The organism is Burkholderia sp. 9120 (assembly GCF_000745015.1).
GTDB lineage: Bacteria > Pseudomonadota > Gammaproteobacteria > Burkholderiales > Burkholderiaceae > Paraburkholderia.
Genome location: NZ_JQNA01000002.1, coordinates 3,005,618 through 3,030,072 on the forward strand (window position 1 = coordinate 3,005,618; position 24,455 = coordinate 3,030,072).

A 24,455-nucleotide genomic window follows, 5' to 3' on the forward strand; every position below is an offset into this window, starting at 1 on the left:
GAGGACTGTTGATGCAAGAGATTTCCACCAAGCCCTATCTGCTGCGCGCGTTGTACGAGTGGTGCACGGATAACGGCTATACGCCGCACATCGCGGTCCGGGTCGACAATCAGACGCGCGTGCCGCGTCAGTTTGTGCGTGACAACGAGATTGTATTGAACATCAGCTTCGAGGCGACCAGCCAGCTGCAGATGGGCAACGAATGGATCGAGTTCAGCGCACGCTTCTCCGGCAAGTCGCACAAGATCGAGGTGCCGATCGCCAATATTCTCGCGATCTACGCGCGCGAAAACGGTCAGGGCATGGCGTTTCCGGTCGAGTCGGCAGGCGGTGAAGCGCAGGATTCGGGTGCGGACGCGGAACTGGCGGACGAAACCGAAGCGCCGGCCGCGCCGCGCGCAGTCGAGACTTCGGCTGCCGACGCAGCCGCCAAAGCCGAGGCCGCAACGGACGGCCCACAGCCGGACGACGATGGTTCAAAAGGTGGCGGAAGGGCTCGCCTCAAGATCGTAAAATGAAGTAGAATCACGGCCTCATGCCGGCTTAGCTCATCAGGTAGAGCGCTTGACTTGTAATCATGAGGTGGCGGGTTCGAGTCCTGCAGCCGGCACCAGAAGTACAAAACGGGGTTTCTGTTTATTCAGAAACCCCGTTTTTTTATTGGCGTTTTCGCAAAGCTTTTGCAAACAGCGTCTGGCGCGGACGCGTAAACGAAACGAGTGGCGGACACGCAATGCATGTCCGCCACTCGAGGGCAATTCAAAAGGCTTGATTTTTTAATTGGCGCTTTGAGGCGGTGGTGCGGCGCCTCAGTGCGCGATCTCTCAGGTCCTAGTGGGTACGGCCTTTCCCACAGGTTGAGAATGACTATAGCTGGGCGATACGGATCTGTCTATTGTTTGGCGGGAAAGCCCTGGTTACCCAAAACGCCTGAGTTAGACAAGTTACTGCACTTGTATAATCAATACGCATAATTTATTACCAAGGTCGCCGTGTCAGATAAGCGTCAACAAATTCTCGATACCGCAACGCTGCTGTTCAGCAAGCATGGCTACCACGCAGTGGGCGTGGACTGGATCATCGCCGAATCCGGGGTGGCGAAAATGACCATGTACCGACATTTCCCGTCCAAAACCGACCTGGTGATCGCCGTGTTGCGGCAACGCCAGGAGCAATGCGCGGTGTCGCTCAAAGCGTTTGTCGAAGAGGCCGATGCACCGCTCGTTCGCCTCGAACGGGTGTTCGACTGGCATGAGGACTGGTTTAGCAGCGAGACCTTCACGGGCTGCATGTTCACGCACGCTGCCGCCGAGTTTGCCGACAAAGGCAGCAGCATCCACGAAATTAGCGTCGAACAGAAAGCGGGTCTCACGCAATTCATCGAGCAATTGCTGGGGGACCTCACGTCGTCCGCGCAGGCCAAAATCCTCGCGCCGGTCATGGTAATGCTGCTCGACGGTGCCACTTTAGCGGTGCAGATTTCCAGTCGAAAAGGCGCGGCAGCCGAGGCCTGGAACGCCGCGCGCGCCTTGCTGGCTGTGCATTCCAAGGCAATGGCCTGATTCCACGACGGGTGAATGAGACCGGGCCGTCCAGCCCGGCGGTGAGGCGCGAAGCGGTCGAAAATCACCATATCTCTTTCACCTTGTCGATTGTGGACTTTTTCGTCCATATCCGGCTCTCCAGCAACGGCGACAAGGCTGTCCACGACGAATAGCGCACCGCTAACCCGGATGACAGAGGTACTATTCGGGCGTCAGTCGGCATCACTATCCAGTACTCCGGCGGGCAAGGCCCCCGACGACGCGAGTTTTCACCGCGTCCCTCCCGCAACACCGATCCCACCTCACCATGACCAGCCCCGCATTCATCACCTGGCCCGAAGCCGATGGCCCCCGCACTGCGCGTTGGCGCTCCGAAGCGGCCGTGCCGCCGCCCAAACGCGTGGTTGTCGCCGACGACCGCACGACCGCCGACTCGGCTTACCGCCTGGCGTGCGAAGGCACGGCGCTGCTGTGGAACGGCGACTTCCAGAACGCCCGTCAATTGCTGCAGGCCGTCACGCGACGTCTGGAGCGCAAACCGCGCAAACAAGGCGAAACGCCGATCGACGTATTCAACCTGCATCGGCAGGCGCAGTCGCAACGCGCGCGCACGCTCGGCATGATCCTGATTCCGCTCGACGCCGCGTACGCCATTCCGCTGCGCCGCGCGCCCGAGGTGCAGCAGGCCTGCGTGGAAACCTACGGACCGGCGACCGATGAGGCCTCGGTCGTCTCGTTGCGCGAATTGCTCGGTCTGATCGGCGCGCACGAGTGGCGCAAGAAGGGCGTCGAGATTCCCGCGCTCAGCGAGCGGATTCATCCGCATTACGGTGTGTTCTCGCCGGTGCGTGGCGAGTACGTGGATCTCGTCGCACGCACGCCGCTGCCGTCGTTGAACAAGGCGTTCGATATCGGCACCGGCACCGGCGTGTTGGCTGCGTTGCTCGCCAAGCGTGGCGTGAAGAAAATCGTCGCGACCGACCAGGATCCGCGCGCGCTCGACTGCGCGCGAGAGAATCTCACGCGGCTCGGTTATGACCAGCAGGTCGACGTGGTGAAGGCCGATCTGTTTCCGGAGGGGCGCGCTCCGCTGGTGGTCTGCAATCCGCCGTGGGTGCCGGCGCGGCCGGCATCGCCGCTCGAATATGCCGTCTACGATCCGGACAGCCGTATGTTGCTTGGTTTCCTGAACGGCCTGGCTGCGCATCTGTCGCCGGGCGGCGAGGGCTGGCTGATCCTGTCGGATTTTGCCGAGCATCTCGGGCTGCGTTCGCGCGAATGGTTGCTCGACGCGATCGACAAGGCAGGGCTGACGGTGGTGGGACGCGAGGATATTCGTCCGCGGCATCCGAAATCGACCGATGAGACCGACGCGCTTCACACGGCGCGTGTGGCTGAGTTGACTTCGTTGTGGCGGTTGAAGGCGCGTTAAGCTAAGCGCCAGGTGATGTGCTGAAGCGCCGTGCGTTGGTTAGTCTGACGCGCGGCGTTTTCGTTTGAGTGCTACGCAGCCGGCGTTTGCGGGGCGTCCGATGAGTCTGACCCATTCAGCCCAGCGCGCGCCGCAAGATAAGCAAGCGCGCCGCGCCCCGCCACCAGTCCACTGGCAAAGCACGCCGTCAACAGATAACCGCCGGTCGGCGCTTCCCAGTCAAGCATCTCTCCCGCGCAAAACGCGCCGGGCAGCTGCTCGACCATCAGATGCGCGTCGAGCGTTTCGAAAGGAATACCACCCGCCGTACTGATCGCTTCGGCGATCGGCCGCGCGCGGGTGAGCCGCACGGGCAGCGCCTTGATCGCGTGCGCCAACTGGTTCGAATCCGCGAATGTCTCCTTCGACAGAATCTCGTGCAGCAGCGCGAGTTTGACCCCGCCAATCCCGATTCGCCCTTGCAGATGGCTCGACATGGAACGCGAGCTGCGCGGTCGTGTGACTTCCGCGATCACTCGCTCCAAAGGCAAGCCCGGCGCCAGATCCAGCGCGATCGTCACGTCGCCGTCAGCGAGAATCCGCTCGCGAATCGCCGACGACAACGCGTAAATCAGGCTCCCTTCAAGGCCCGTTTCGGTCAGAAGTATTTCACCTTGTCGATTGTGGACAGTTTTGTCTATATCAGTGAGCGAAATGGCGACCGACTTGACCGGTTGTCCCGCGAAACGCTCGCGCAGATAGGCGCTCCAGTCGGCGTCGAAGCCGCAGTTCGCGGCGCGCAGCGGCGCCACCGGCACGTTGCGGGCGCTCATCAGCGGCACCCAGGCAGCGTCCGATCCGAGGCGCGGCCAGCTTGCGCCGCCGAGCGCGAAGACGACCGCATCGCAGGTTACGAGCTGTTCGCCGTCGGGCGTCGAGAACCGCAGCGTCTGTGTGCCGGATTGGCTCGCGGCGTCAGTTGCAACACCGCCTTCGGTATCCCAACCCACCCACTTATGGCGCATGTGGAAACGCACCCCCGTCTCTCTCAGCCGATGCAGCCAGGCGCGCAGCATCGGCGCGGCTTTCATGTCGGTGGGAAAAACGCGTCCTGAACTGCCGACGAACGTCTCGACGCCCAGCGCCTTTAGCCAGGCCCGCAGCGCCTCGGGACCGAGCGCGTCCAGCAGCGGCGCGATCTGCTGACGGCGCGCGCCATAGCGGCCGAGAAACGGCTCGAGCGCCTCGGAATGCGTGATGTTCATGCCGCCTTTGCCCGCCATCAGGAATTTGCGACCGACCGACGGCATCGCGTCGTAGACGTCGACTTGCACGCCATGGCGGGCGAGCGCCTCGGCGGCCATCAAGCCGGCGGGACCGCCGCCGATCACGACGACGCGGGCGGAATCAAGGGAAAAGGGCATGCAGTCCTGCGGATGAGCGGAGAGGCGGCGCGTAGCCCGGCAGCGAAAGACGAGGCCAACCCGGCGGCGCGAAGGCCGCTATTTTCACACCGCGGGCAGTGTTGGGCAAACGCACGGGCGGCGTTGAGATCGCTGGATGAACGTCGGGATCAACGCGCCGCGGCGCCGATCGCTCGTGCCGCGTGCTGGTGAATGGCCAGCCTTCGGGGCGAACCGCCCGGACTTGCGCGTTGCGCAACACAAGATGGCCGCGATCCGCGCAGGCGGTGCATTGCCGCCCGCTCGCTCGGATCGCCGTATTTTTATTCTCTAGCCGGGATACGCCTCGTCCACCTTCAACCCCGCCAGCTTGAAAATGACCCGCAGCGTCTGCGGTTTGATATCGCGGCGCGACGCGAGCGTCGTCATCACGAAGTCGAGCACTTTCGCGTACTTGAGCATGATCAGGCAGGTTTCCATGTCGACGCTGCCGTCGCGCATGACTTCAGCCAGGCGCAGCATTTCCGTGGAGATATCGCGGGCCATCTCCAGTTCGAGCTGCTGTTTTTCGGACCAGGCTGGGGTGGCGATCAGCTTCGCCAGCATTTCCTGAAACTTCTGTTCGACGTTTCCGTTGGGTATCGTATCCATTGCTGCCTCTTCTATTATCCGAGCACGCGTCCAGTCGAGATCACGGCGCGCTGCTGGTTACGTAACGTTCGGCCCGTGTTCCGGGACCGTCCTCCCCACATGCATTCGGTTCGCGTGATCGAAGCCACGTCCGGCAGCTTGTTGTTATCGGCGATACGGCCTTGCCTGCTTGGTCGAGACGCCATGACAGCCGGTTTTTGCGTCACGCTGGAAACGCCCTGTGCGGTGTAAATCGAGCAGGAAACGTTCCAGCTTTTTGCCTTTTCTTGCATGATTTGCGCCACCCTTCGGTGAGTAGGCGGCACTTTGGGTAAACTGGCAGCAACTTTTCCCTTTTTCCGTCATCTGTCGCACGTTCGCCGTGCAATCGATGGCGGTTCCCCGTAAGCGGGCCCCCAAGATGTCCAGCAAAACCCACGAAATCCGTCCGAATCAGTCCATCGAGCTGTTGAAGGAGCTCCACATCCTCACGCGCGACGGCAAGATGAATCAGGACAGCCGCCGCAAGCTCAAGCAGGTCTACCACCTGTTCCAGTTCATCGAGCCGTTGCTTAAGGAGCGCAAGGACGATCAAGGGGCGGTGACGCTGGTCGACCACGGCGCCGGCAAGTCATACCTAGGTTTTATTCTGTACGACCTTTTCTTCAAGGAGTTTCAGGATGCCGCGGGTGGGGCTTCGCACATATACGGCATTGAAACGCGCGAGGATCTGGTCACGAAATCCGAGGAACTGGCCGCCCGGCTAGGCTTCACGGGCATGTCGTTCCTGAATCTGTCGGTGGCGGAGTCGATCACGTCGGATCGCTTGCCCGAGCGGATCGACATCGTGACGGCGCTGCATGCGTGCAACACCGCCACCGACGACGCGATCCGCTTCGCGCTGCAGAAGCAGGCGAAGAACATCGTGGTGGTGCCGTGCTGTCAGGCCGAAGTGGCCGGGGTCTTGAAGCAGAACAAGGGTAAGTCGCTGGGGAACGCGCTAACGGAAATCTGGCGGCATCCGCTGCATACGCGGGAGTTCGGCAGCCAGATCACGAACGTGCTGCGCTGTTTGCAGCTCGAAGCGCATGGCTATCAGGTCAGCGTGACCGAGCTGGTCGGCTGGGAGCATTCGATGAAAAACGAACTCATCGTCGCTCAGTTCAAGGATCTGCCGAGACGCCGTCCGGCCGAGCGGCTCAATGAGGTGATGGAAACGCTGGGGATCGAGGAACTGAAAGAGCGGTTTTTCGTTTCCGCCTGATTCCGCCGCGGTTTGCTGGTGAACCGCTGCGTCGATTAACGCTTCAGGAGCGCGTTCCAGCCGGCCAGGCCGATTCGTCGGAGCGTTTCCTGGTTGCGTTCGTAGATCGCTTCCGCGTCGGGAAAAGCCTGAACCGCCCGCTCGATGCTGTCTTCGCGCAGTAGGTGAAAGATCGGATACGGCGCCCGGTTCGTATAGTTCTCGATCTCGTCGGGCTCGCTGCCTTCGAACTGATAAAACGGATGAAAGCTGGCGATCTGGATCACACCTTCTAGGCGGAGTTGCTTGATCATCCGTTCGGCGAAAAACAGGCAGTCGTTGTAGTCGAGAAAGTCGCCGAGCGCGCTGGGAACGATCAGTAGCGTGGTATCCACGGCGTTCGGATCGGCGTCGACCAGGCTTTGAAGCTCGGTTTCCAGATCGGCTAAAACCGCTTCCATGTCCGTAGCGTCGCTAACGGCGTAGCGAATCTGGCCTTTCACATGCACCGCCTTTGCAAACGGACAGAGATTCAGCCCGATCACCGCCTCGGTCAACCAATGGCGGGTTGCGGCGATGATGGCGTCGTGGGATTCGGCGGGCAACGGCATGGCAAATAAAAGCGACACGAAAGCGCCATTCTAACGGGACCGATCGGCACGGATGCCGATCCACCTCAACCCGCGGACGCCGCGCCGCAAGCCGCCGCAATCAACTGCGCCGCCGCCTTCGGGGCGGCCAGAATCGGCCCGCATCCCGGCCCATAAGTCTGGCTGGCCGCGTACACGCCTTCGATCATCAGCCCGAGCACATTGGCCAGCGCCACCGGATCATCCGCGCCGGCTTCGGTCGCGAGGCCGGTGAGCCGCGCCATCAGCCGCGCCTTGTTGTCATACACGAACTGCCGCGCCGGGTGCGCGACGTCCGGAAACTCCACCGACACGTTGACGAACGGACAGCCGCGATAGTCGTCGACGGATGCGCGCACCGCGAGGTCGTCGAAATATTGCTGCAACTGTCTGGCCGGCTCGCCAGGATGTTTGGCGAAACTTCTCTCCACGTAGCCGAAGAACTGCTCGTCCTTGCGCTCCAGATAAGCCATCACCAGATCGTCCTTCGACGAAAACTGGCGATACAAACTCATCTTGTTGACGCCCGCCCGCTCGACCACCGCGTCCACGCCGACCGTGCGCACGCCTTCGCGATAGAACAGTTCGTCCGCGGCGCGCAGCAGATGCTGCTGCGCCTGCGGCCCCGCCGTCTGCGCACTGCGTGCGCGCCGTGTGCCGGCCGCTTTGGGTGTTTCGCTATCGGACATGGATGAACACCTCGATGTATTGACGTCTTGACATGTTACCGAGCAGTAACTAGTATCGCAACACTCATTGTGACAGATCAGTCACAAGTCCTTTACCGAAGTCGTAACAATGCGAGCGATGCGGCCCGTCGGGCCGGCATCGATGGGAGAACCGATGAATTGGGCAGCGAGACTGATTGGCGGGCGTTTCCACTACGGTTGGTTGACGGTCGCGGTGGTGTTCCTGGTGTTGCTGGCGGCGGCCGGCACGCGCGCCACGCCGAGCGTGATGATGCTGCCGCTCGAGCATCAATTCGGCTGGAGCCGCGCGACGATCTCGCTCGCGATCTCGGTGAATATTGCGTTGTACGGGCTGATGGGCCCGTTCGCGGCGGCCGCGATGCAGCGTTTCGGCGTGCGTCCCACGCTGCTGGTCGCGCTCGGCACGATGGCGGCGGGCGTGGCGCTGTCGTCGCTGATGACGCATCCGTGGCAGATGGTGTTGATCTGGGGCGTGATGGTCGGCGGCTCGACGGGCGTCGCGGCGTTGTCGTTGTCGGCGACGGTGGTGACGCGCTGGTTCACCACCCGCCGCGGCCTGGTGATGGGCATTCTCACGGCCAGTTCGGCCACCGGCCAACTGGTGTTCCTGCCGATGCTTGCGGCCATCGCCGAGCATCACGGCTGGCGTAACGTCGTGTGGGTCGTGGCGATCGCGGCGGCGATCGTGATTCCACTGGTCGCGTTTCTGCTGCCCGAACGTCCGGCCGACATGAAGCTTCGCCCGTACGGCGAAGCGCACGACGCGCCGGTCGACGTCGTCGGCAGCAAGCAGAATCCGCTCGCCATCGCGTTCGGCACGCTCGCCATGGCGAGCAAGCGGCGCGATTTCTGGCTGCTGTTTTTCAGCTTCTTTATTTGCGGCGCGAGCACCAACGGCTATGTCGGCACGCACCTGATCGCCATGTGCGGCGACTACGGCATGACGGAAGTGCAGGGCGCGTCGCTGCTCGCCGCGATGGGTATCTTCGATCTGTTCGGCACGACCTTGTCGGGCTGGCTGTCGGACCGCTTCAATAGCCGGGTGCTGCTGTTCTGGTATTACGGTCTGCGCGGTTTGTCGCTGATCTATCTGCCGCACGCATTCGGTATCGACTTCTTCGGCCTGCCACTGTTCGCCCTGTTCTACGGGCTCGACTGGATCGCGACCGTGCCGCCGACCGTACGTCTCGCCACGGACGTCTTCGGCAAGGAATCGGCGCCGGTGGTGTTCGGCTGGATCGTGGCCGGCCATCAACTCGGCGCGGCCTTCGCGGCGCTGGGCGCGGGCATGCTGCGCGCGAGCCTCGGGACTTACACGGTGGCGTCGATGATCTCGGGCGGGCTGTGTCTCGTGGCCGCGCTGATCGTGCTGCGCATCAACCGGCCGGCCAAGGTGCCGGAACCGCAAGTGGCGTGAGTGCCTGGCGCTCATCGCAGCGGCCCCACGGGGCCGTTTTTGCATTGCAGCCCGCGTGAAAACTAACTGCGTACAGGTTGGAGCACGCGTGCCGAAGCCCGGTTATGCTATGTGGCCCCGGGCAGTTGCCCGTCGATCATGAATTTCGACCGAGAGAAGCGCATGGCCAACAAACCCGCCCCTACCGAAGTTGCCATCCACGAGCTGATTGCAGGCCGCTGGAGCCCGCGCGCGTATTCGAGCGAGCCGGTGAGCCGCGACCATCTGCACGCCGTGCTGGAGGCGGCTCGCTGGGCCCCTTCGTCGTATAACGCGCAACCGTGGCGTTTTGTCGTCTTCGATCGCAGCGTCGACGAAGTCTCGTTCAAGAAGGCCTTTGCCACGCTGGTGCCGTTCAACCAGGGCTGGAATGCGCCGGCGCCGGTGCTGATCGCGGTGACCACGCACACGCTCACCAACAAGGGCGAAGTGAATCGCTGCGCGCCTTACGACGCGGGTGCGGCCGCCATGGCGCTGGTGTTGCAGGCGCATGCGCTCGGCCTCGCCGCGCATCAGATGAGCGGCTTCGATCCGGCCGCGTTCCGTACGGCATTCGAATTGCCGAGCGACGTCGACGTGATCTCGATCATTTCGCTCGGTCATTACGGCGAAGTCGACAAGCTCGACCCTGTGCTGCGCGAACGCGAGAAGTCGGTGCGTCAGCGCTTGCCTTTGGCGGACATCGCCTATGGCGGCGCGTGGAAGAAGGCGTTCTGAGCGTTAGTACGCTTGGGTGTCACATCTTCCGTAGAACGTAGAAGACAGAAAGCAGTTAAAAACGCGCGGCGCCGACCGCGCGTTTTTCATTCCGCGCCGTTCCGATCGTCCTATTCGTCAACCACGCTCGAAAGCGGCGCGGCAACGCTCTCGAGCGACTTGCGCTCGGCGTCCACGCCCCAGATCGCGGCAATCACCGCAGCCGCAAGCATCAACCCCGAGCCGACCAGGTAGCCCGAGAACACTTCGCTACGCTGATGCGTATCGATCAGGCGGCCGAAGAACGCCGGCCCCGCGATACCGCCGAGTGCCGTGCCGAAGGCGTAAAACACGGCGATGGCCAGCGCCCGGATTTCCAGCGGAAACGATTCGCTGACCGTCAGATAAGCCGAGCTCGCCGCCGCCGACGCGAAGAAGAAAATCACCATCCACGCGATCGTCTGCGTGACGACCGTGAGCAGGTGCTGCTCGAACAGATAGCCGCTGATCGTCAGCAGGATCGCGGACAGGCCGTAAGTGGCGGCAATCATCTTGCGCCGTCCGAGCACGTCGAACAGCCGGCCCAGCAGCAGCGGCCCGAGGAAATTGCCGAGCGCGAAGGGCAGCAGATACCAGCCGATGTGGTCGCCCGGCACCTGATAGAAATCCGTGAGCACCAGCGCGTAGGTGAAGAAGATCGCGTTGTAGAAGAATGCCTGCGCGGTCATCAAGGAGAGGCCCACCAGCGCGCGCCGGCGGTGGACGTTGAAGAGGGTATGGAACACCTCGCGCAGCGGCGTGTGGTCCCGCGCTCGCAGCTTCAGGCGCGTCAGATCGTGATCGGCGAGCTCATGCCCCTCGTGGCGAAAGCGCGCCTCGATTCCTTCGACGATCGAGCGCGCGTCGGGCTCGTCCCCGTGTGTCAGCAGCCAGCGCGGACTTTCGGGCACCCAGATGCGCATCGGCAAAATGGCCAGCGCCAGCACTGCGCCGATAAAGAAGCACGCGCGCCAGCCCCAGTCCGCCGGCAGCAGATGCGGATCGAGCAGCACCAGCGAGCCGGCCGCGCCGAGCCCCGCGCCCACCCAGAACGTGCCGTTGATGCCGAGATCGGTCCAGCCGCGCACGCGGGCCGGCGTGAATTCCTGGATCGTCGAGTTGATCGCCGTATACTCGCCGCCAATCCCGGCGCCGGTGAGAAAGCGAAACAGCAGAAAACTGGCCAGATTCCACGACAGCGCGGTCGCGGCCGTGGCCGCCAGATAGAGCGCCAACGTGATGAAAAACAACTTGCGACGGCCGAGCCGGTCGGTCAGCCAGCCGAAGCCAAGCGCGCCGAGCACCGCGCCGGCGATATAGGCGCTACCGGCCAATCCCACATCGGCGTTGGAAAAGCGCAACGATGGACTCGACTTCAACGCGCTCGCCACCGCGCCCGCCAGCGTGACCTCCAATCCGTCGAGTAGCCACGTCACGCCTAGCGCGACGACGATCAGCGAATGGAAACGTCCCCACGGCAAGCGGTCGAGCCGCGACGGCAAATCCGTCTCGACGACGGCGGCGGTTTTTTCGTGGACAGCGGCGGTAGGCGGCGCGCTCATTGCTCGAGGTCTCCTGAAATCCGAAAATTGGCGGCGTATCCTGTCGAATTCAGCAAGTTTCGTTCCGTCGGGCGGGCTTTACGCGTGAATGCGAGCAGTCCACAAGCGTCAGTTGATGCTGGTCGGGCTTTCGTGTTACAAAGCCGCTCCCCTTTCTGTCCGCGCCAGCCGTGAGCGGCGATTCCTGCCATGAACTATTGCGCGATTGACTTCGGTACTTCCAACTCGGCCGTGGCCGTTCCTGACGGCGGCGTGCTCAGGCTCGCGCCGGTCGAGGGCGCCTATACGACGCTGCCCACCTCGGTGTTTTTCAACACCGATGAAAACACCCGCGAGTTCGGGCGGGCGGCGCTGGCCGCCTACATTGACGGTTTCGACGGCCGGCTGATGCGTTCGATGAAAAGCATTCTCGGCTCGCCGCTCGCCGAGAATTCGACCGATCTCGGCGACGGCTCCGCGATCAAGTACACGGACGTCATCGCGATTTTCGTCGATCATCTGAAGCGTTCGGCCGAAAAGACCACTGGCGCGCCGATCAGTCGCGCCGTGCTGGGCCGTCCAGTGTTTTTCGTCGACGACGATCCGCGCGCCGATCAGATGGCGCAGCAGCAGCTCGAAGCGGCCGCACGTTCGGTCGGTTTGCGGGAGATCCACTTCCAGTATGAGCCGATTGCGGCCGCGTTCGACTACGAGTCGCATCTGACGGAAGAAGGGCTCGTGCTGGTGGCCGACATTGGCGGCGGTACGTCGGACTTTTCGCTGGTGCGCGTGGGTCCGCAGCGCATGACCCGCGTGGAGCGCAAGGACGACGTGCTGGCGCACCACGGCGTGCACGTCGCGGGTACGGATTTCGACCGCCGCGTCGAACTGGTGACGATTCTGCGCGAGCTCGGCTATCAGGCGCTCGATCCGGAAGGCCGCGAGATCCCGAGCCGGGTCTATTTCGATCTGGCGACCTGGCATCTGATCAACACCGTCTATGCACCGAAGCGCGTCAGCGAACTCTCGCTGATGCGGCACCTGTTCACCGAAGTCAAGCATCACGACCGTCTGATGCGCGTGGTGGAACAACGCTTCGGCCACGCGCTGGCGGCGCACGCGGAAGAAGCGAAGATCGGCGTGGCGGCGGGCGGTGAGACTGTGATCGATCTGGACGAAGTGGAAGACGACCTGCGCCTCGCCTTCGACGAAGCGCAACTGATCAAAGCCGGCCAGGACGAAACGCAGCGCATCGTGCAGGCGGCGCGCGACACGGTGCAGGCCGCCGGCGTCGCAACGCGCGACGTCGACGCGATTTACTTCACCGGCGGTTCGACGGGTTTGGCGTTTCTATCGGGCGCATTGGCGGCGGCATTTCCCGACGCTAAACCGGTATTCGGCGATCGTCTCGCCAGTGTCGCGACAGGTCTCGGTATTCACGCGCGACGTCTCTTCGGATAACCCAACTAATCAATCGCATACCGCGAAGATAATCATCGTGAGTAGTTGCAACAGATATAAAAAAACCCCGCCGAGGCGGGGTTTTTTGCGTCCAGAAGGAAGCGTGAAGCTTACGCCGGCTTGATGTCGGCAGCTTGCTTGCCCTTCGGGCCCGTCTTCACTTCAAACGTAACCTTTTGGTTTTCTTGCAGCGTCTTGAAGCCTTCCGTGCGGATTTCCGAGAAATGCGCGAACAGATCTTCGCCACCGCCGTCCGGCGTGATGAAGCCAAAGCCCTTTGCGTCATTGAACCACTTGACGGTACCGGTTTCCATATTACTTGTTCCTAAAGATGGTGAATAAGGCCGAAGCCCAGAAAGTGCATGAAAATCAAGGAAGGGGGTAATGGGACCAACCGGAGTACCGTTGATGGGCGAACTACGAAAGACCAATTCACTCGCCGCTTGAATTCCTGCCCGAACGTTATACGGCCATTTCGAGAGAAGGTCAACACTCGCCGGGCAACTTTCCACAAATTCGGGCAACGGGCGTAAAAATTGCTTACAAAGCTTGCGCTTCGTCTGATTTTTTTGCCAGGGAGAACCCTTAGTTAGGCTGCGGCGCGTGGGTGCAACCGTTAAACTACGCGCCGCGCGTCGGTTGCACCTGATTAGAATGGACCGTCGCCGCATCGACATGCGTATCACCCCGTCCCGCTCGAAGCGACGTCACGTGGTGCCGGTATGGTTCGGATGCAAATTTGCATAGGTCCGAAGTCAGTGCTAAAGCACTCACTCCGGCCGACACAGGAGAAGACGTGAAAAGTTCTATACAACGGAACATCGGCCCTGTCGCGCTGCTGCTGACCGGCTTGGGTTCGATCATCGGGTCGGGCTGGCTGTTCGGCGCGTGGAAGGCTGCAAAAATTGCTGGCCCGGCTGCCATTTGTGCATGGGTGATCGGCGCGGTCGTGATTCTCGCGATCGCGTTGACTTACGCCGAACTCGGCGCGATGTTCCCCGAGTCCGGCGGCATGGTGCGTTACGCGCGCTACTCGCATGGTGCGCTGGTCGGTTTCATCAGCGCGTGGGCCAACTGGATCGCCATTGTCTCGGTGATTCCCATCGAGGCGGAAGCCTCCATTCAATATATGAGTACCTGGCCGTATCCATGGGCGCATGCGCTATTCGTGGATGGGTCATTAACTCACAACGGGCTATTCCTGTCCGCCGCGCTCGTGATCATTTACTTCATGCTGAACTATTGGGGCGTGAAACTCTTTGCGCGCGCCAATTCGGCGATCACGGTCTTCAAGTTCCTGATTCCCGGCGCGACGATTCTCGGTTTGATGTTCACGGGCTTCCATCGTGAAAACTTCGGTGAAGCGAGCAGCTTTGCGCCGTACGGCTGGTCGGCGGTGCTGACCGCAGTGTCGACGAGCGGTATCGTGTTCGCGTTCAACGGTTTCCAGAGCCCGATCAACCTCGCGGGTGAAGCGCGCAATCCTGCCAAGAGCGTGCCGTTCGCGGTTATCGGTTCGATCCTGCTGGCGCTGGTGATCTACGTGCTGCTGCAGATCGCGTACATCGGCGCGGTGAACCCGGCCGATGTGATGAAGGGCTGGAGCCACTTCAACTTCGCGTCGCCGTTCGCGGAACTGGCGATCGCGCTGAACCTGAACTGGCTGGCAATCCTGCTGTACGTCGACGCGTTCGTCAGCCCGAGCGGCACCGGCACGACCTACATGGCGACCACCAGCCGCATGATCTACGCAATGGAACGCAATAACACGATGCCGAAGATGTTCGGCAACGTGCATCCGTTCTACGGCGTGCCGCGTCAGGCAATGTGGTTCAACCTGCTGGTCTCGTTCATCTTCATGTTCTTCTTCCGTGGCTGGAGCTCGTTGGCGGCGGTGATTTCGGTCGCGACCGTGATCTCGTATCTGACCGGCCCGATCAGCCTGATGGCGTTGCGCCGTGCGGCGACGGATCTGGAGCGTCCGCTTCATATCCCGGGCATGAAGGTGATCGCGCCGTTCGCGTTCGTTTGCGCGTCGCTGATCCTGTACTGGGCAAAGTGGCCGCTGACCGGCGAAATCATTCTGCTGATGGTCGTCGCGCTGCCGGTGTACTTCTACTTCCAGGCGAAATCGGGCTTCGGCGGTTGGGGCCGTGACCTGAAGGCGGCATGGTGGCTGGTGGCCTACCTGCCGGTGATGGCGATCCTGTCGCTGATCGGCAGCAAGGAGTTCGGCGGTCGCGGCGTCTTGCCTTACGGCTGGGACATGCTGGTCGTCATCGCGTTCTCGCTGGTGTTCTACTACTGGGGCGTGCACAGCGGCTACCGTTCGGAATATCTGGACGAGCGCGACGAGCATGACGAAGTGCTCGAAGGCATTGGCGCGCATTAAGTTGCGGCGTTTAGCCTGAAGGATGTTTGCCGGACGGTTGTTGGCTAGGTCCGGTCCGGTACGCAAAAAAAGCCCGCCTGAGGTCACTCAGGCGGGCTTTTTGTTTGGACGCGCGCTTTGGTGTTTCGCTGCTGCGGCTACGCGATCAGGCGTTGCCGAACACGTAATTCGTCATCGCAAGCGAACGCTGGTAGGTCCCGAGCGATTGAATCGCCAGCGAATAATCGTCGTCGGCCGCGCCCAGTGCCGCGAAGACGGGCAGCAGATGCTCGTCGGTGGGATGCATCAGCACCGCGTGCGGCGCCTGGCGGCGATAGTCGAGCAGCGCGTCGATGTCGTGCGCGGCCAGTCGGTCCTCGAACCAGTCGGTGAATTCGGCGACGCGCGGGTCGGCATCTTCCCGACGCGCGGAGAAATCCGCCGCGCGCAGGTTGTGCGTGATCTGGCCGGAGCCAATCACCATCACGCCATCGTCCTTCAGCGAGCGCAGCGCGCGGCCGACGCGGAAGTGATGCGCCGCGTCCTGATGCGGCTGAATCGACAACTGCGCGACGGGCACGTCGGCGTCAGGGAACATCAGCAGCATCGGCACCCAGGCGCCGTGATCGAGCCCGTGCGGCTGGGCGTCGGCAAGCACGCCATGTTCGCCGAGCAGCACGGCGGCGCGCCGCGCCACCTCGGGTGCGCCCGGCGCCGGGTACTGGATTTCGTATAACTGACGCGGAAAGCCGTAGAAATCGTGGATGGTTTCCGGCGCGGTGGACGTGCTCGCCACCGGCTGTGCCGTGCCCCAGTGGGCCGACAGCATCAGCACGGCTTGCGGACGCGGCAACTGCGCGCTCAGCACGCCGAATTCGGCGGACGGCAGGGAAGGGTCGATCGGCAGCGTGGGCGCGCCGTGGGAAAGGAAAAGCGAAGGCAAGCGGTTCATGTCAGCAGCGCAGCCGGGAGGGCGGGGCGTAAAGGTTGTGTTGCTATCAATATAGGTTCGCACCACGGTTTGATAAACGGGTGAAAACGGAATTGATTGTGTCGCTGGTGTTGTTAATGAGGGGCGCTTGACGTTAGTCTTTCGCGTCCCGCAAACCCTGCCACACAGGCGACATAGCCGGCCCCAGCGCGAACAGATCCAGCACGCGCGCCACGGTGTGATCGACCATTTCGTCGATCGACGGCGGCTGGTTGTAGAACGCCGGCAGCGGCGGGAAGATCACGCCGCCCATTTCAGTGACCGCCGTCATATTGCGCAGATGCGCGAGATTGAACGGCGTTTCGCGCACCAGCAGCACGAGCCGGCGGCGTTCCTTCAGGGTGACGTCGGCGGCGCGGGTGATCAGGTTGTCGGAAAAGCCGTGCGCGACGCTCGCGAGCGTCTTCATCGAACAAGGCGCGACGACCATGCCGTCGGTCGCGAACGAGCCGGACGCGATACTCGCGCCCACGTCGCGCACCGAATGAACGACATCCGCGAGCGGATGTACGTCTTCTTTGCTCAACTGGAGTTCGTGCTGGATATTGAGCCAGCCCGCGCTCGAAATCAGCAGATGGCTCTCGACGCCGCCCAGCCGGCGCAACGTCTCGAGCAACCGGATGCCGTAGATGGCGCCGGTTGCGCCGGTGATCGCGACGATCAGCCGGCGGGGCGCCGCAGCGCGTGTTTCCATGGCTCGCGGCGCCTTAGTTGAACTCGTGAAGTTCGTGAGTGAACGGTCGAACCGGGGCCGCTCAGGCCGCGGCGAACAGTTGTTGCAGTTCGCCCGATTCGTACATTTCCATCATGATGTCCGAGCCGCCGACGAATTCGCCCTTCACGTAGAGCTGCGGAATGGTCGGCCAGTTTGAGAACTGCTTGATGCCCTGGCGGACTTCGTCGTCTTCGAGCACGTTGACGGTTTTGATTTCCGCGACGCCACACGCCTTCAGGATCTGGATGGCGCGGCCGGAAAAACCGCACATCGGGAACTGGGCCGTGCCCTTCATGAAGAGGACGACGCCGTTTTCGTCGACGATTTGCTTGATGCGTTGTTGCGTATCCATGACTGACCTTGCGGTTCCGTGATGTGTAGGGAATAGGCTGAAATGATAGCGGATTTCGGTATAGCCGGCCGAGCACCGCTTCGACCTTTGGATGACTTCAGTGTGAATCGTGATCCGAGGGCGGGTTTGACGTCGGCTTCAGCCGGGTAACTGCCCGCCGCTAATTCGTTCGATGCCCGCCAGATCCCGCTCCGAGCGCACCTGCGCGAACCCTTGCGCCGTCAGCAGCGTGCGGACGGCTTCTGCCTGATCGTAGCCGTGTTCGATCCACAAGACGCCGTGGGCGGCGAGGCGCGCGGGCGCGCCGGCGACGATCACGCGGATCGCGCTGAGGCCGTCGGCTTCGTCGGTGAGCGCGCCGCGCGGCTCGAAACGCAGATCGCCTTCTGCCAGATGCGGATCGCCGCTCGCGATATACGGCGGATTACTGACGATCACGTCGAAACGCTGTGCTGCGTCGAGCGCCGTGTACCAGTTGCTTTGGCTTAAAACCATGGCGCCGCCGGGGCGTTTTGCGTCCAGTAGACGGGTGGCGTTGCGCGTTGCCACCGCGAGCGCTTCGGCGGAACGATCGAGCGCGTGAACTTGCGCGTCCGGCCGCGTCGACGCAATCGCGACCGCAATTGCGCCGGTGCCGGTGCCGAGATCGAGCACGCGCGGCCGCGACAGACCTTCCATTGCCGCCAGGGCGGTCTCGACCAGCAATTCGGTTTCAGGCCGCGGAATCAGCACGTGCGGCGTGACTTCGAAATCGAGGCCGAAAAATTCCCGTACGCCGACCAGTTGCGCGACCGGCTCACCGGCCATCCGCCGCGCTTCCAATCCGCGATAACGCTCCACTGCGGCACTCTCGAGCGTTTCATCGCTGCGCGTAATCAACTGCGTATGACGCCAGCCGAGCACGTGCGTGAGCAGAATCCGCGCTTCGAGCGGTGGCAGCGGCGACGCGCGCAACAAAGCGGCGGGCGTGACAGGCGTGGCGTTCATCGTCGGCGCTTTAGTCCGAATCGCCCAGCGAAGCCAGCAACTCGGCCTGATGTTCGCTGACGAGCGCCGCGATCAACTCGTCGAGATCGCCATCCATCAGCGCGTCAAGGCGATACAGCGTCAGGTTGATCCGGTGATCGGTCATGCGCCCTTGCGGGAAGTTATACGTGCGAATCCGCTCCGAGCGGTCGCCCGAGCCGATCAGGCTCTTGCGTGTGGCGGCTTCTTTCGCGTGCTGTTCTTGCGACTGCTTGTCCTTGATACGCGCGGCCAGCACCTTCAGCGCGCGATCCTTGTTCTTGTGCTGCGAACGGTCGTCCTGACATTCGACGACGATGCCGGTCGGCAAATGCGTAACGCGCACGGCCGAATCGGTCTTGTTGATGTGCTGCCCGCCCGCGCCCGACGCACGGAACGTATCGATCCGCAGATCGGCCGGATTGATTTCGACTTCGCCGATTTCATCCGCTTCCGGCATGACCGCGACCGTACACGCCGACGTGTGGATGCGCCCTTGCGTTTCGGTGGCCGGCACGCGCTGCACGCGGTGACCGCCCGACTCGAACTTGAGCTTCGAATACGCGGCTTCGCCGGCGATCCGCACGATCACTTCCTTGTAGCCGCCCAGATCCGATTCGCTGGCCGACATCATCTCGACCTGCCAGCGGTTGCGCTCGGCATAGCGCAGATACATACGGAGCAGATCGCCCGCGAACAGCGCGGATTCATCGCCACCGGTGCCCGCGCGGATTTCGACGTAGATATTGCGGTCGTCGTTCGGATCTTTCGGCAGCAGCATTTTTTGCAGCTCCGCGCCGAGTTTTTCCATCCGCTCGCGCGCCGCGCGGATTTCTTCTTCGGCGAAGTCGCGCATCGACGCGTCCGTCAGCAGTTCCTGCGCGGTCTCGGCGTCGTTCATGGCCTGACGCCACAGCGCGAAATGCTCGACCAGCGGCCCCAGCTCCGCGTGCTCGCGTGTGAGCTTGCGATATTGATCGAGATTCGAGGTGATGTCCTCGCGGCTCAACAGGTCGTTCAGTTCGGCCAGCCGGGTAGTGAGCTGGTCGAGCTTGCGTTGCATGCTCGTTTTCATCGGACGGGGTTCGGAGCGGGCTCCGGAAAAGACGGCGACTAGGGAAATGGGCTGATGCCCTGGTCAGAAGCACGTCGCGGGCCACCGTGGGTGGCGCGGACCGCGCGGCGGAGGCTGCGCCGCTAACGCTCCGTGGAACCGGAGTGTTTGTAGAAACCGCTCATCAGCTCGATGAGCGTGTCACGGTTTTCGCTGCTCGCGCGATTGAGCGCGTGCGTGGGCCCGTGGATCAGCTTGTTGGTGAGCGCCTGCGACAGCGCTTCGAGCACGGCGGCCGGATCGTCGCCGCGCGCGAGCATTTTTTGCGCACGCTCGACTTCGGCACGGCGCAGCACGTCGGCCTGCGTGTGCATATGGCGGATCACCGGCACGATGCTGCGCGCGTCGAGCCACTGCATGAAGTTCTGCACACGCGTTTCGATGATGGCTTCGGCTTGCGCGACCGCGGCCTGACGCGACGCATTGCCTTCGCGGACGATCGCGCCGAGGTCGTCGACGGTGTACAGGAACACGTCTTCAAGCTTGCCGACTTCGGGTTCGATGTCGCGCGGGACCGCCAGATCGACCATGAAAATCGGCCGGTGACGACGCGCTTTCACCGCCCGCTCAACCGCGCCCAGACCGATGATCGGCAAAGTGGACGCCGTGCAGGACACGATGATGTCGAACTCGTGCATGCGGGTGGGCAGTTCCGACAGCGGAATAGCGCGGCCGTTAAAGCGTTCGGCGAGCCGCGTGCCGCGTTCGGCCGTACGGTTCGCGACCACCAGTTCACGCGGCTGCTGCGCGGCGAAGTGCGTGGCGCACAGCTCGATCATTTCGCCCGCGCCGATAAACAGCACGCGCTGGTTCGAGACCTTGTCGAAAATGCGTTGCGCGAGTCGCACAGCGGCCGCGGCCATTGAAACCGACTGCGCGCCGATCTCGGTGGTGCTGCGCACTTCCTTCGCGACGGCGAAGGTGCGCTGGAATAACTGGTTCAGATACGTGCCGAGCGCGCCGGCTTCGGACGCGGTGCGCACTGCGTCCTTCATTTGTCCGACGATTTGCGTCTCGCCCAGCACCATCGAATCGAGACCCGACGCGACGCGGAACGCGTGGCGCACGGCCTCCGACTGCGGCAACGCATAGACGTGCGGCGCGAGTTCGTCGATGGGCAGGTTGTGGTATTTCGACAGCCATTGGATCGCGGCTTCGCGCGCGGCCTGGTCGTCGGTAACGCAATAAAGCTCGGTGCGATTACAGGTGGACAGAATCGCTGCTTCCGGCGCCGTGCGGGCCGTACGGCCGAGCCAGGCGCTCTTGAAGGTGTCCAGTGCAGGCTTGATCTGATCGAGCGGAAACGCCACGCGTTCGCGCAAGGCGACAGGCGCAGTGTGGTGATTGATTCCGATCGTTAGAAGCTGCATTTGGGGGAGCTATGGTTTAGCCCAATATTATAGCGTTTCCAAAATTCTTACATTGGACGCGTGTCAACCCACTTCTAAAGCGGCCTCTATGGCAGTCTCCAGCGGGATCGCGTCGAGTTGGTAGCCATACCCGTAAAGCGGCGTCAGACAATAGCCGAGCTCCGGGCGCAACTGCAATTTACTGCGTACGCGCGATGCGTGTGTGTCGACCGTCCGTGACTTCAGGTCGCGGCGGCGCGACCAGACGGTTTCGAGAATATGTGCCCGCGACACCGGGCGAGACAGATTGTTGAACAGCAGCAGCGCAAAGCGGAATTCTTTCGGCGTCAGCGTGACTGTTAGATTACGAAATGTGACGGCTAGCGCGGCTGTGTCGAACGCGTAACCGCCGATCACGTCGCGCCGCCTGTTGAGCGGTCGCCGCAGTCCGGCGCGACGCAGTACGGCGTCGACCCGCGCAAGCATTTCGGGGCCGCGAACCGGTTTGCTGAGGCAGTCGTCGGCGCCGGCGTGCAGCGCCGCGACGATCTGGCTTTCGCGCGGCGCGGACATCAGCACGATCACCGGCAGGCCAGGCAGGACAGCGCGGGCGCGCGGAATCACGTCTTCGGCGGAGTGGTCGCCGGCCCAGCTTTCGGTGATGAGGAGATCGAAAAAGTCGTCCGCGGCGCGCTGCAGGAACGGGGCGCTCGCGGTGAAGTGATAGCAGACGTGGCCGCCGGCAAAAATTAGCCGGCCAACCAGTTTGGCGTGCGGCAGATCCGGCTCGATTAGGGCGATTCGCATGGCGCGCTTTCAGCGTGGCAATGACCGAGAACCAGGCATATCCGTAAGGCTTACAGCTTGCCTAACATCACACCGACCCCTAAACTCAACCGCTATGCGGAAAGCGCCGTGCTGAACTTCTATAGTTAATGAGACAAAAATGTTAGCTGTCCTGGTCCCTTGCGCCCATGAGACAAATCTGAAATCGCGCGGGGTCGGCTGCTAATGGGGTGGCCCGGTGTCGTCGTCCTGGGATTGGCGATCGGCCTGGCGGGCTGGTGGCTGCATCCGTTGCGCCGCTCAAGCCGCGCTCGTTGGTGGATGGCGCTGCTGGCCGGGGTGGTAGGCGCCGCAGTCGCGCTCATGGCCGGCAATGTGACCGGTCTCTTTCATGATGGCGACACGCTCGAATGGCCGGTTTGCACCGCCGTTGCGTTGATCGCCGTTGCCGTGACGGTCGGCTCGCTTTCCCGTCGATGAATATTTGCAGGTGACTCTGATGAACGCCCGACTTCCCGAAACATCCTCTATTCCCGAACGGCTCGCCACGTTGCGTGACGCAATGGCGCGCGAAGGCGTTGCCGCTTATCTCGTGCCGTCCGCAGATCCGCATCTCTCCGAATATCTACCGGGGCGCTGGCAGGGCCGGCAATGGCTATCGGGTTTCACCGGTTCGGCGGGCACCCTGATCGTCACGGCGGATTTTGCCGGTGTCTGGACCGATAGTCGCTATTGGGAGCAGGCCAATGCACAACTGGCCGGCACGACCGTTCAGTTGATGAAGATGACCGGCGGCCAGCAGACCGCGCCGCATTTCGAATGGCTCGCGCAGAACGTCGCGAGCGGCGGCACGGTCGGCGTGGATGGCGCGGTGCTCGGCGTGGCCGCGGCGCGCTCGCTGACTCTGGCGCTCGGCGCGCGTGGCGTGAAGCTGCGCACCGACGTCGACCTGTTCGACACGATCTGGCCGCAGCGTCCGTCGCTGCCGGCCGCCGCCGTGTTCGAACATGCCGCGCCGCATGCCGGTGTCGCTCGCGCTGACAAGCTCACGCAGATTCGCCGCGCGATGGCGGAGAAGGGCGCGCAGTGGCACTTTATTTCCACGCTCGACGACCTCGCATGGCTGCTGAATCTGCGCGGCGCCGACGTCAGCTACAACCCGGTGTTCGTCGCGCATGCGCTGATCGGCGTGGACCGCGCGTCGCTGTTCGTGTCGGACGGCAAGGTGCCGCAAGCGCTGGCCGACGCGTTGGCGCGCGACGGCATCAGCGTCGAGCCCTATGCGAAGGCGGCCGAGGCACTGGCAGCGCTGCCAGCCGCCAGCGTGCTGTTGATCGACCCGCGCCGGATTACCTACGGTTCGCTGCAGTCGGTGCCGTCCTCGGTCAAGGTGGTCGAGGCGGTCAACCCGTCCACGTTCTTCAAGTCACGCAAAACAGAAGCTGAAGCCGAGCACGTGCGCGAGACGATGGAGCAGGACGGCGCGGCACTCGCGGAATTCTTCGCGTGGTTGGAAAGCGCGCTGGACAGCGGTGAGTCCCTCACCGAAATGACCATCGACGAACGTCTGACGGCAGCGCGCGCGCGTCGTCCGGGGTTCGTGTCGCTGAGCTTTGCGACGATCGCGGGCTTCAACGGCAACGGCGCGATGCCGCACTATCGCGCGACCGAGGCGTCGCATGCGGTGATCGAAGGCAACGGGCTGTTGCTGATCGATTCGGGCGCGCAGTATCTGAGCGGTACGACAGACATCACCCGTGTCGTGCCGATCGGCACGCTCAGCGAGGCGCAACGGCGCGATTTCACGATCGTGCTGAAAGGCACGATGGCGTTGTCGCGCGCGCAATTCCCGCGCGGTATTCGTTCGCCGATGCTCGACGCGATCGCCCGTGCGCCGATCTGGGAAGCCGGCGCCGATTACGGCCACGGCACCGGCCATGGCGTGGGCTACTTCCTGAACGTGCACGAAGGCCCGCAAGTGATTTCGCACTACGCGCCGGCCGAACCGTGGACCGCGATGGAAGAGGGCATGATCACCTCGGTCGAGCCGGGCATTTACCGGCCGGGCAAGTGGGGCGTGCGGATCGAAAACCTCGTGCTGAACGTGCCGGCGGAAAAAACCGAGTTCGGCGATTTCCTCAAGTTCGAAACCTTGACGCTGTGCCCGATCGACACGCGCTGCCTCGACCTGTCGCTGCTGCGCGACGACGAACGCGCGTGGCTCAACGCTTATCACGAGACGGTGCGCACGCGTCTGTCGCCGCATGTTTCCGGCGACGCCCTGGCGTGGCTCGACCTGCGCACGCAACCCATCTAAGCGCCGCAGCGAATCGGCGTTCGTACGGAGAAAAAGTGCATGGCGATCAAGGCAGTGGTGTTCGATTTCGGCGGCGTGTTGATCGACTGGAGTCCCGAGTATCTGTATCGCAACCTGATTCCGGACGAAACCGAGCGCCGCTGGTTTCTGACGCATGTCTGTTCGATGGAATGGGTGATTCGACAGGACGGCGGCCAGCCGATCGCTGAGGCCACGGACGAACTGATCGCGAAGTTTCCCGATCATGAGGCGCTGATCCGCGCGTTTTACGAGCGCTGGCATGAGATGGTGGCCGGCGTGCTGGAACAGGGCGTGGCGCTGATGGAAAAGCTCGAAGCCGCCGAGGTGCCGTTGTTCGGGCTGACCAACTGGTCGGCGGAGACCTTCCCGTACGCGTGGGAGCATTACCCCGTGCTGCGGCGGTTTCGCGACGTCGTCGTGTCGGGGCGGGTGGGACTCGCGAAACCCGATCCAGCGATCTTCGCAGCCATGCTCGAGCGGATTCATGCGCAGATGCCGGGCATCGAGCCCGGCGAGCTGGTTTTCATCGACGACAATCAGAAGAACGCCGACGCCGCGACGGCGCTCGGCTGGCATGGCGTGCATCACACCAGCGCTGAAGAGACAGAAGCGAAATTGCGCGAACTGGGTTTGCCGGTTTGAGCGTGGTTTCTTTTTAAAGCGGAGTGGGC

Annotated in this window: 24 protein-coding genes and 1 tRNA gene; 12 read left to right on the forward strand and 13 right to left on the reverse strand. The window is 62.7% G+C overall.

Features of this window, described 5'->3' with window-relative positions:
- The first annotated feature begins 11 nt into the window (after positions 1-11).
- The 4 genes from FA94_RS21665 (at position 12) to FA94_RS21680 (ending at position 2,976) form a co-directional block, all read left to right on the forward strand.
- The gene (locus tag FA94_RS21665; RefSeq protein WP_035554926.1) at positions 12-518 is read left to right on the forward strand and encodes a ClpXP protease specificity-enhancing factor; all 507 of its coding nucleotides are present in this window, start codon (positions 12-14) and stop codon (positions 516-518) included.
- A 19-nt stretch (positions 519-537) separates the two neighbouring features.
- Positions 538-613: transfer RNA gene (locus FA94_RS21670), tRNA-Thr, on the forward strand.
- Positions 614-992: 379 nt separating this feature from the next.
- A complete protein-coding gene (locus FA94_RS21675; RefSeq protein ID WP_035554929.1) occupies positions 993-1,562 on the forward strand; it encodes a TetR/AcrR family transcriptional regulator in 570 nt (189 codons plus the stop codon).
- Between the two features lie 289 nt (positions 1,563-1,851).
- Complete coding sequence (locus FA94_RS21680; protein WP_035554932.1) at positions 1,852-2,976, forward strand: methyltransferase; 1,125 nt, start codon at positions 1,852-1,854, stop codon at positions 2,974-2,976.
- A gap of 71 nt (positions 2,977-3,047) precedes the next feature.
- On the opposite strand, the gene FA94_RS21685 is transcribed toward FA94_RS21680, so the two are convergent.
- On the reverse strand, positions 3,048-4,379 hold the full coding sequence (locus tag FA94_RS21685; RefSeq protein WP_035554936.1) for a TIGR03862 family flavoprotein: 1,332 nt from the start codon (positions 4,377-4,379) through the stop codon (positions 3,048-3,050).
- Positions 4,380-4,688: 309 nt separating this feature from the next.
- Positions 4,689-5,009: a hypothetical protein gene (locus tag FA94_RS21690; protein WP_035554939.1), complete on the reverse strand. Its 321-nt coding sequence runs from the start codon at positions 5,007-5,009 to the stop codon at positions 4,689-4,691.
- A 400-nt stretch (positions 5,010-5,409) separates the two neighbouring features.
- Between FA94_RS21690 and FA94_RS21695 the strand changes: the two genes are divergently transcribed.
- Positions 5,410-6,252, forward strand: coding sequence for a class I SAM-dependent methyltransferase (locus FA94_RS21695; protein ID WP_035554942.1), 843 nt, complete (start codon positions 5,410-5,412; stop codon positions 6,250-6,252).
- A 35-nt stretch (positions 6,253-6,287) separates the two neighbouring features.
- Here FA94_RS21695 and FA94_RS21700 read toward each other — a convergent pair whose 3' ends face one another.
- Both FA94_RS21700 and FA94_RS21705 read right to left on the reverse strand, forming a co-directional pair.
- Positions 6,288-6,842 carry a DUF1415 domain-containing protein gene (locus FA94_RS21700; RefSeq protein WP_035554945.1) on the reverse strand — a complete coding sequence of 185 codons (555 nt, stop codon included), beginning with the start codon at positions 6,840-6,842 and terminating at the stop codon, positions 6,288-6,290.
- A gap of 65 nt (positions 6,843-6,907) precedes the next feature.
- The gene (locus FA94_RS21705; protein ID WP_035554948.1) at positions 6,908-7,549 is read right to left on the reverse strand and encodes a TetR/AcrR family transcriptional regulator; all 642 of its coding nucleotides are present in this window, start codon (positions 7,547-7,549) and stop codon (positions 6,908-6,910) included.
- Positions 7,550-7,703: 154 nt separating this feature from the next.
- Here FA94_RS21705 and FA94_RS21710 point away from each other — a divergent pair, with 154 nt between their 5' ends.
- Together FA94_RS21710 and FA94_RS21715 are read left to right on the forward strand one after the other, a co-directional pair.
- Entirely contained in the window at positions 7,704-8,987 is a 1,284-nt protein-coding gene (locus FA94_RS21710) for an MFS transporter (protein ID WP_035554951.1), read from the forward strand.
- Positions 8,988-9,149: 162 nt separating this feature from the next.
- The gene (locus FA94_RS21715; protein ID WP_176061152.1) at positions 9,150-9,743 is read left to right on the forward strand and encodes a nitroreductase family protein; all 594 of its coding nucleotides are present in this window, start codon (positions 9,150-9,152) and stop codon (positions 9,741-9,743) included.
- A 110-nt stretch (positions 9,744-9,853) separates the two neighbouring features.
- On the opposite strand, the gene FA94_RS21720 is transcribed toward FA94_RS21715, so the two are convergent.
- Positions 9,854-11,323 (reverse strand): MFS transporter, encoded by a 1,470-nt coding sequence (locus FA94_RS21720; protein ID WP_035554957.1) that lies wholly within the window; start codon positions 11,321-11,323, stop codon positions 9,854-9,856.
- Positions 11,324-11,512: 189 nt separating this feature from the next.
- On the opposite strand from FA94_RS21720, the gene FA94_RS21725 reads away from it, so the two are divergent.
- Entirely contained in the window at positions 11,513-12,763 is a 1,251-nt protein-coding gene (locus FA94_RS21725) for an Hsp70 family protein (protein WP_035554960.1), read from the forward strand.
- A gap of 110 nt (positions 12,764-12,873) precedes the next feature.
- Here the strand turns inward: FA94_RS21725 and FA94_RS21730 are convergent, their stop codons facing one another.
- Positions 12,874-13,077 carry a cold-shock protein gene (locus tag FA94_RS21730; RefSeq protein WP_035554962.1) on the reverse strand — a complete coding sequence of 68 codons (204 nt, stop codon included), beginning with the start codon at positions 13,075-13,077 and terminating at the stop codon, positions 12,874-12,876.
- Between the two features lie 482 nt (positions 13,078-13,559).
- On the opposite strand from FA94_RS21730, the gene FA94_RS21735 reads away from it, so the two are divergent.
- A complete protein-coding gene (locus FA94_RS21735) occupies positions 13,560-15,155 on the forward strand; it encodes an APC family permease (protein WP_035554964.1) in 1,596 nt (531 codons plus the stop codon).
- Positions 15,156-15,300: 145 nt separating this feature from the next.
- On the opposite strand, the gene FA94_RS21740 is transcribed toward FA94_RS21735, so the two are convergent.
- The 7 genes from FA94_RS21740 to FA94_RS21770 all read right to left on the reverse strand — a co-directional run bounded on the left by FA94_RS21740 (position 15,301) and on the right by FA94_RS21770 (position 21,467).
- On the reverse strand, positions 15,301-16,086 hold the full coding sequence (locus tag FA94_RS21740; RefSeq protein ID WP_035554965.1) for a DODA-type extradiol aromatic ring-opening family dioxygenase: 786 nt from the start codon (positions 16,084-16,086) through the stop codon (positions 15,301-15,303).
- Positions 16,087-16,219: 133 nt separating this feature from the next.
- Positions 16,220-16,819, reverse strand: coding sequence for a UbiX family flavin prenyltransferase (locus tag FA94_RS21745; RefSeq protein ID WP_035554967.1), 600 nt, complete (start codon positions 16,817-16,819; stop codon positions 16,220-16,222).
- Between the two features lie 61 nt (positions 16,820-16,880).
- Positions 16,881-17,192 carry a Grx4 family monothiol glutaredoxin gene (gene grxD / locus FA94_RS21750; RefSeq protein ID WP_035554969.1) on the reverse strand — a complete coding sequence of 104 codons (312 nt, stop codon included), beginning with the start codon at positions 17,190-17,192 and terminating at the stop codon, positions 16,881-16,883.
- A 138-nt stretch (positions 17,193-17,330) separates the two neighbouring features.
- Complete coding sequence (gene prmC, locus FA94_RS21755; RefSeq protein WP_035554971.1) at positions 17,331-18,179, reverse strand: peptide chain release factor N(5)-glutamine methyltransferase; 849 nt, start codon at positions 18,177-18,179, stop codon at positions 17,331-17,333.
- 10 nt (positions 18,180-18,189) lie between these two features.
- On the reverse strand, positions 18,190-19,272 hold the full coding sequence (gene prfA, locus FA94_RS21760) for a peptide chain release factor 1 (protein ID WP_035554974.1): 1,083 nt from the start codon (positions 19,270-19,272) through the stop codon (positions 18,190-18,192).
- 122 nt (positions 19,273-19,394) lie between these two features.
- Entirely contained in the window at positions 19,395-20,681 is a 1,287-nt protein-coding gene (hemA, locus tag FA94_RS21765) for a glutamyl-tRNA reductase (RefSeq protein ID WP_035554976.1), read from the reverse strand.
- Between the two features lie 63 nt (positions 20,682-20,744).
- Entirely contained in the window at positions 20,745-21,467 is a 723-nt protein-coding gene (locus FA94_RS21770) for a response regulator transcription factor (RefSeq protein WP_035554979.1), read from the reverse strand.
- Between the two features lie 204 nt (positions 21,468-21,671).
- Between FA94_RS21770 and FA94_RS21775 the strand changes: the two genes are divergently transcribed.
- Genes FA94_RS21775 through FA94_RS21785 form a run of 3 tightly spaced genes read left to right on the forward strand, consistent with a single transcriptional unit; the run spans position 21,672 to position 24,426 of the window.
- Positions 21,672-21,926, forward strand: coding sequence for a hypothetical protein (locus FA94_RS21775; protein ID WP_035554981.1), 255 nt, complete (start codon positions 21,672-21,674; stop codon positions 21,924-21,926).
- A gap of 19 nt (positions 21,927-21,945) precedes the next feature.
- Positions 21,946-23,763, forward strand: coding sequence for an aminopeptidase P family protein (locus FA94_RS21780; protein WP_035554984.1), 1,818 nt, complete (start codon positions 21,946-21,948; stop codon positions 23,761-23,763).
- 39 nt (positions 23,764-23,802) lie between these two features.
- Positions 23,803-24,426, forward strand: coding sequence for an HAD family hydrolase (locus tag FA94_RS21785; protein ID WP_035554987.1), 624 nt, complete (start codon positions 23,803-23,805; stop codon positions 24,424-24,426).
- Positions 24,427-24,455 lie beyond the last annotated feature (29 nt).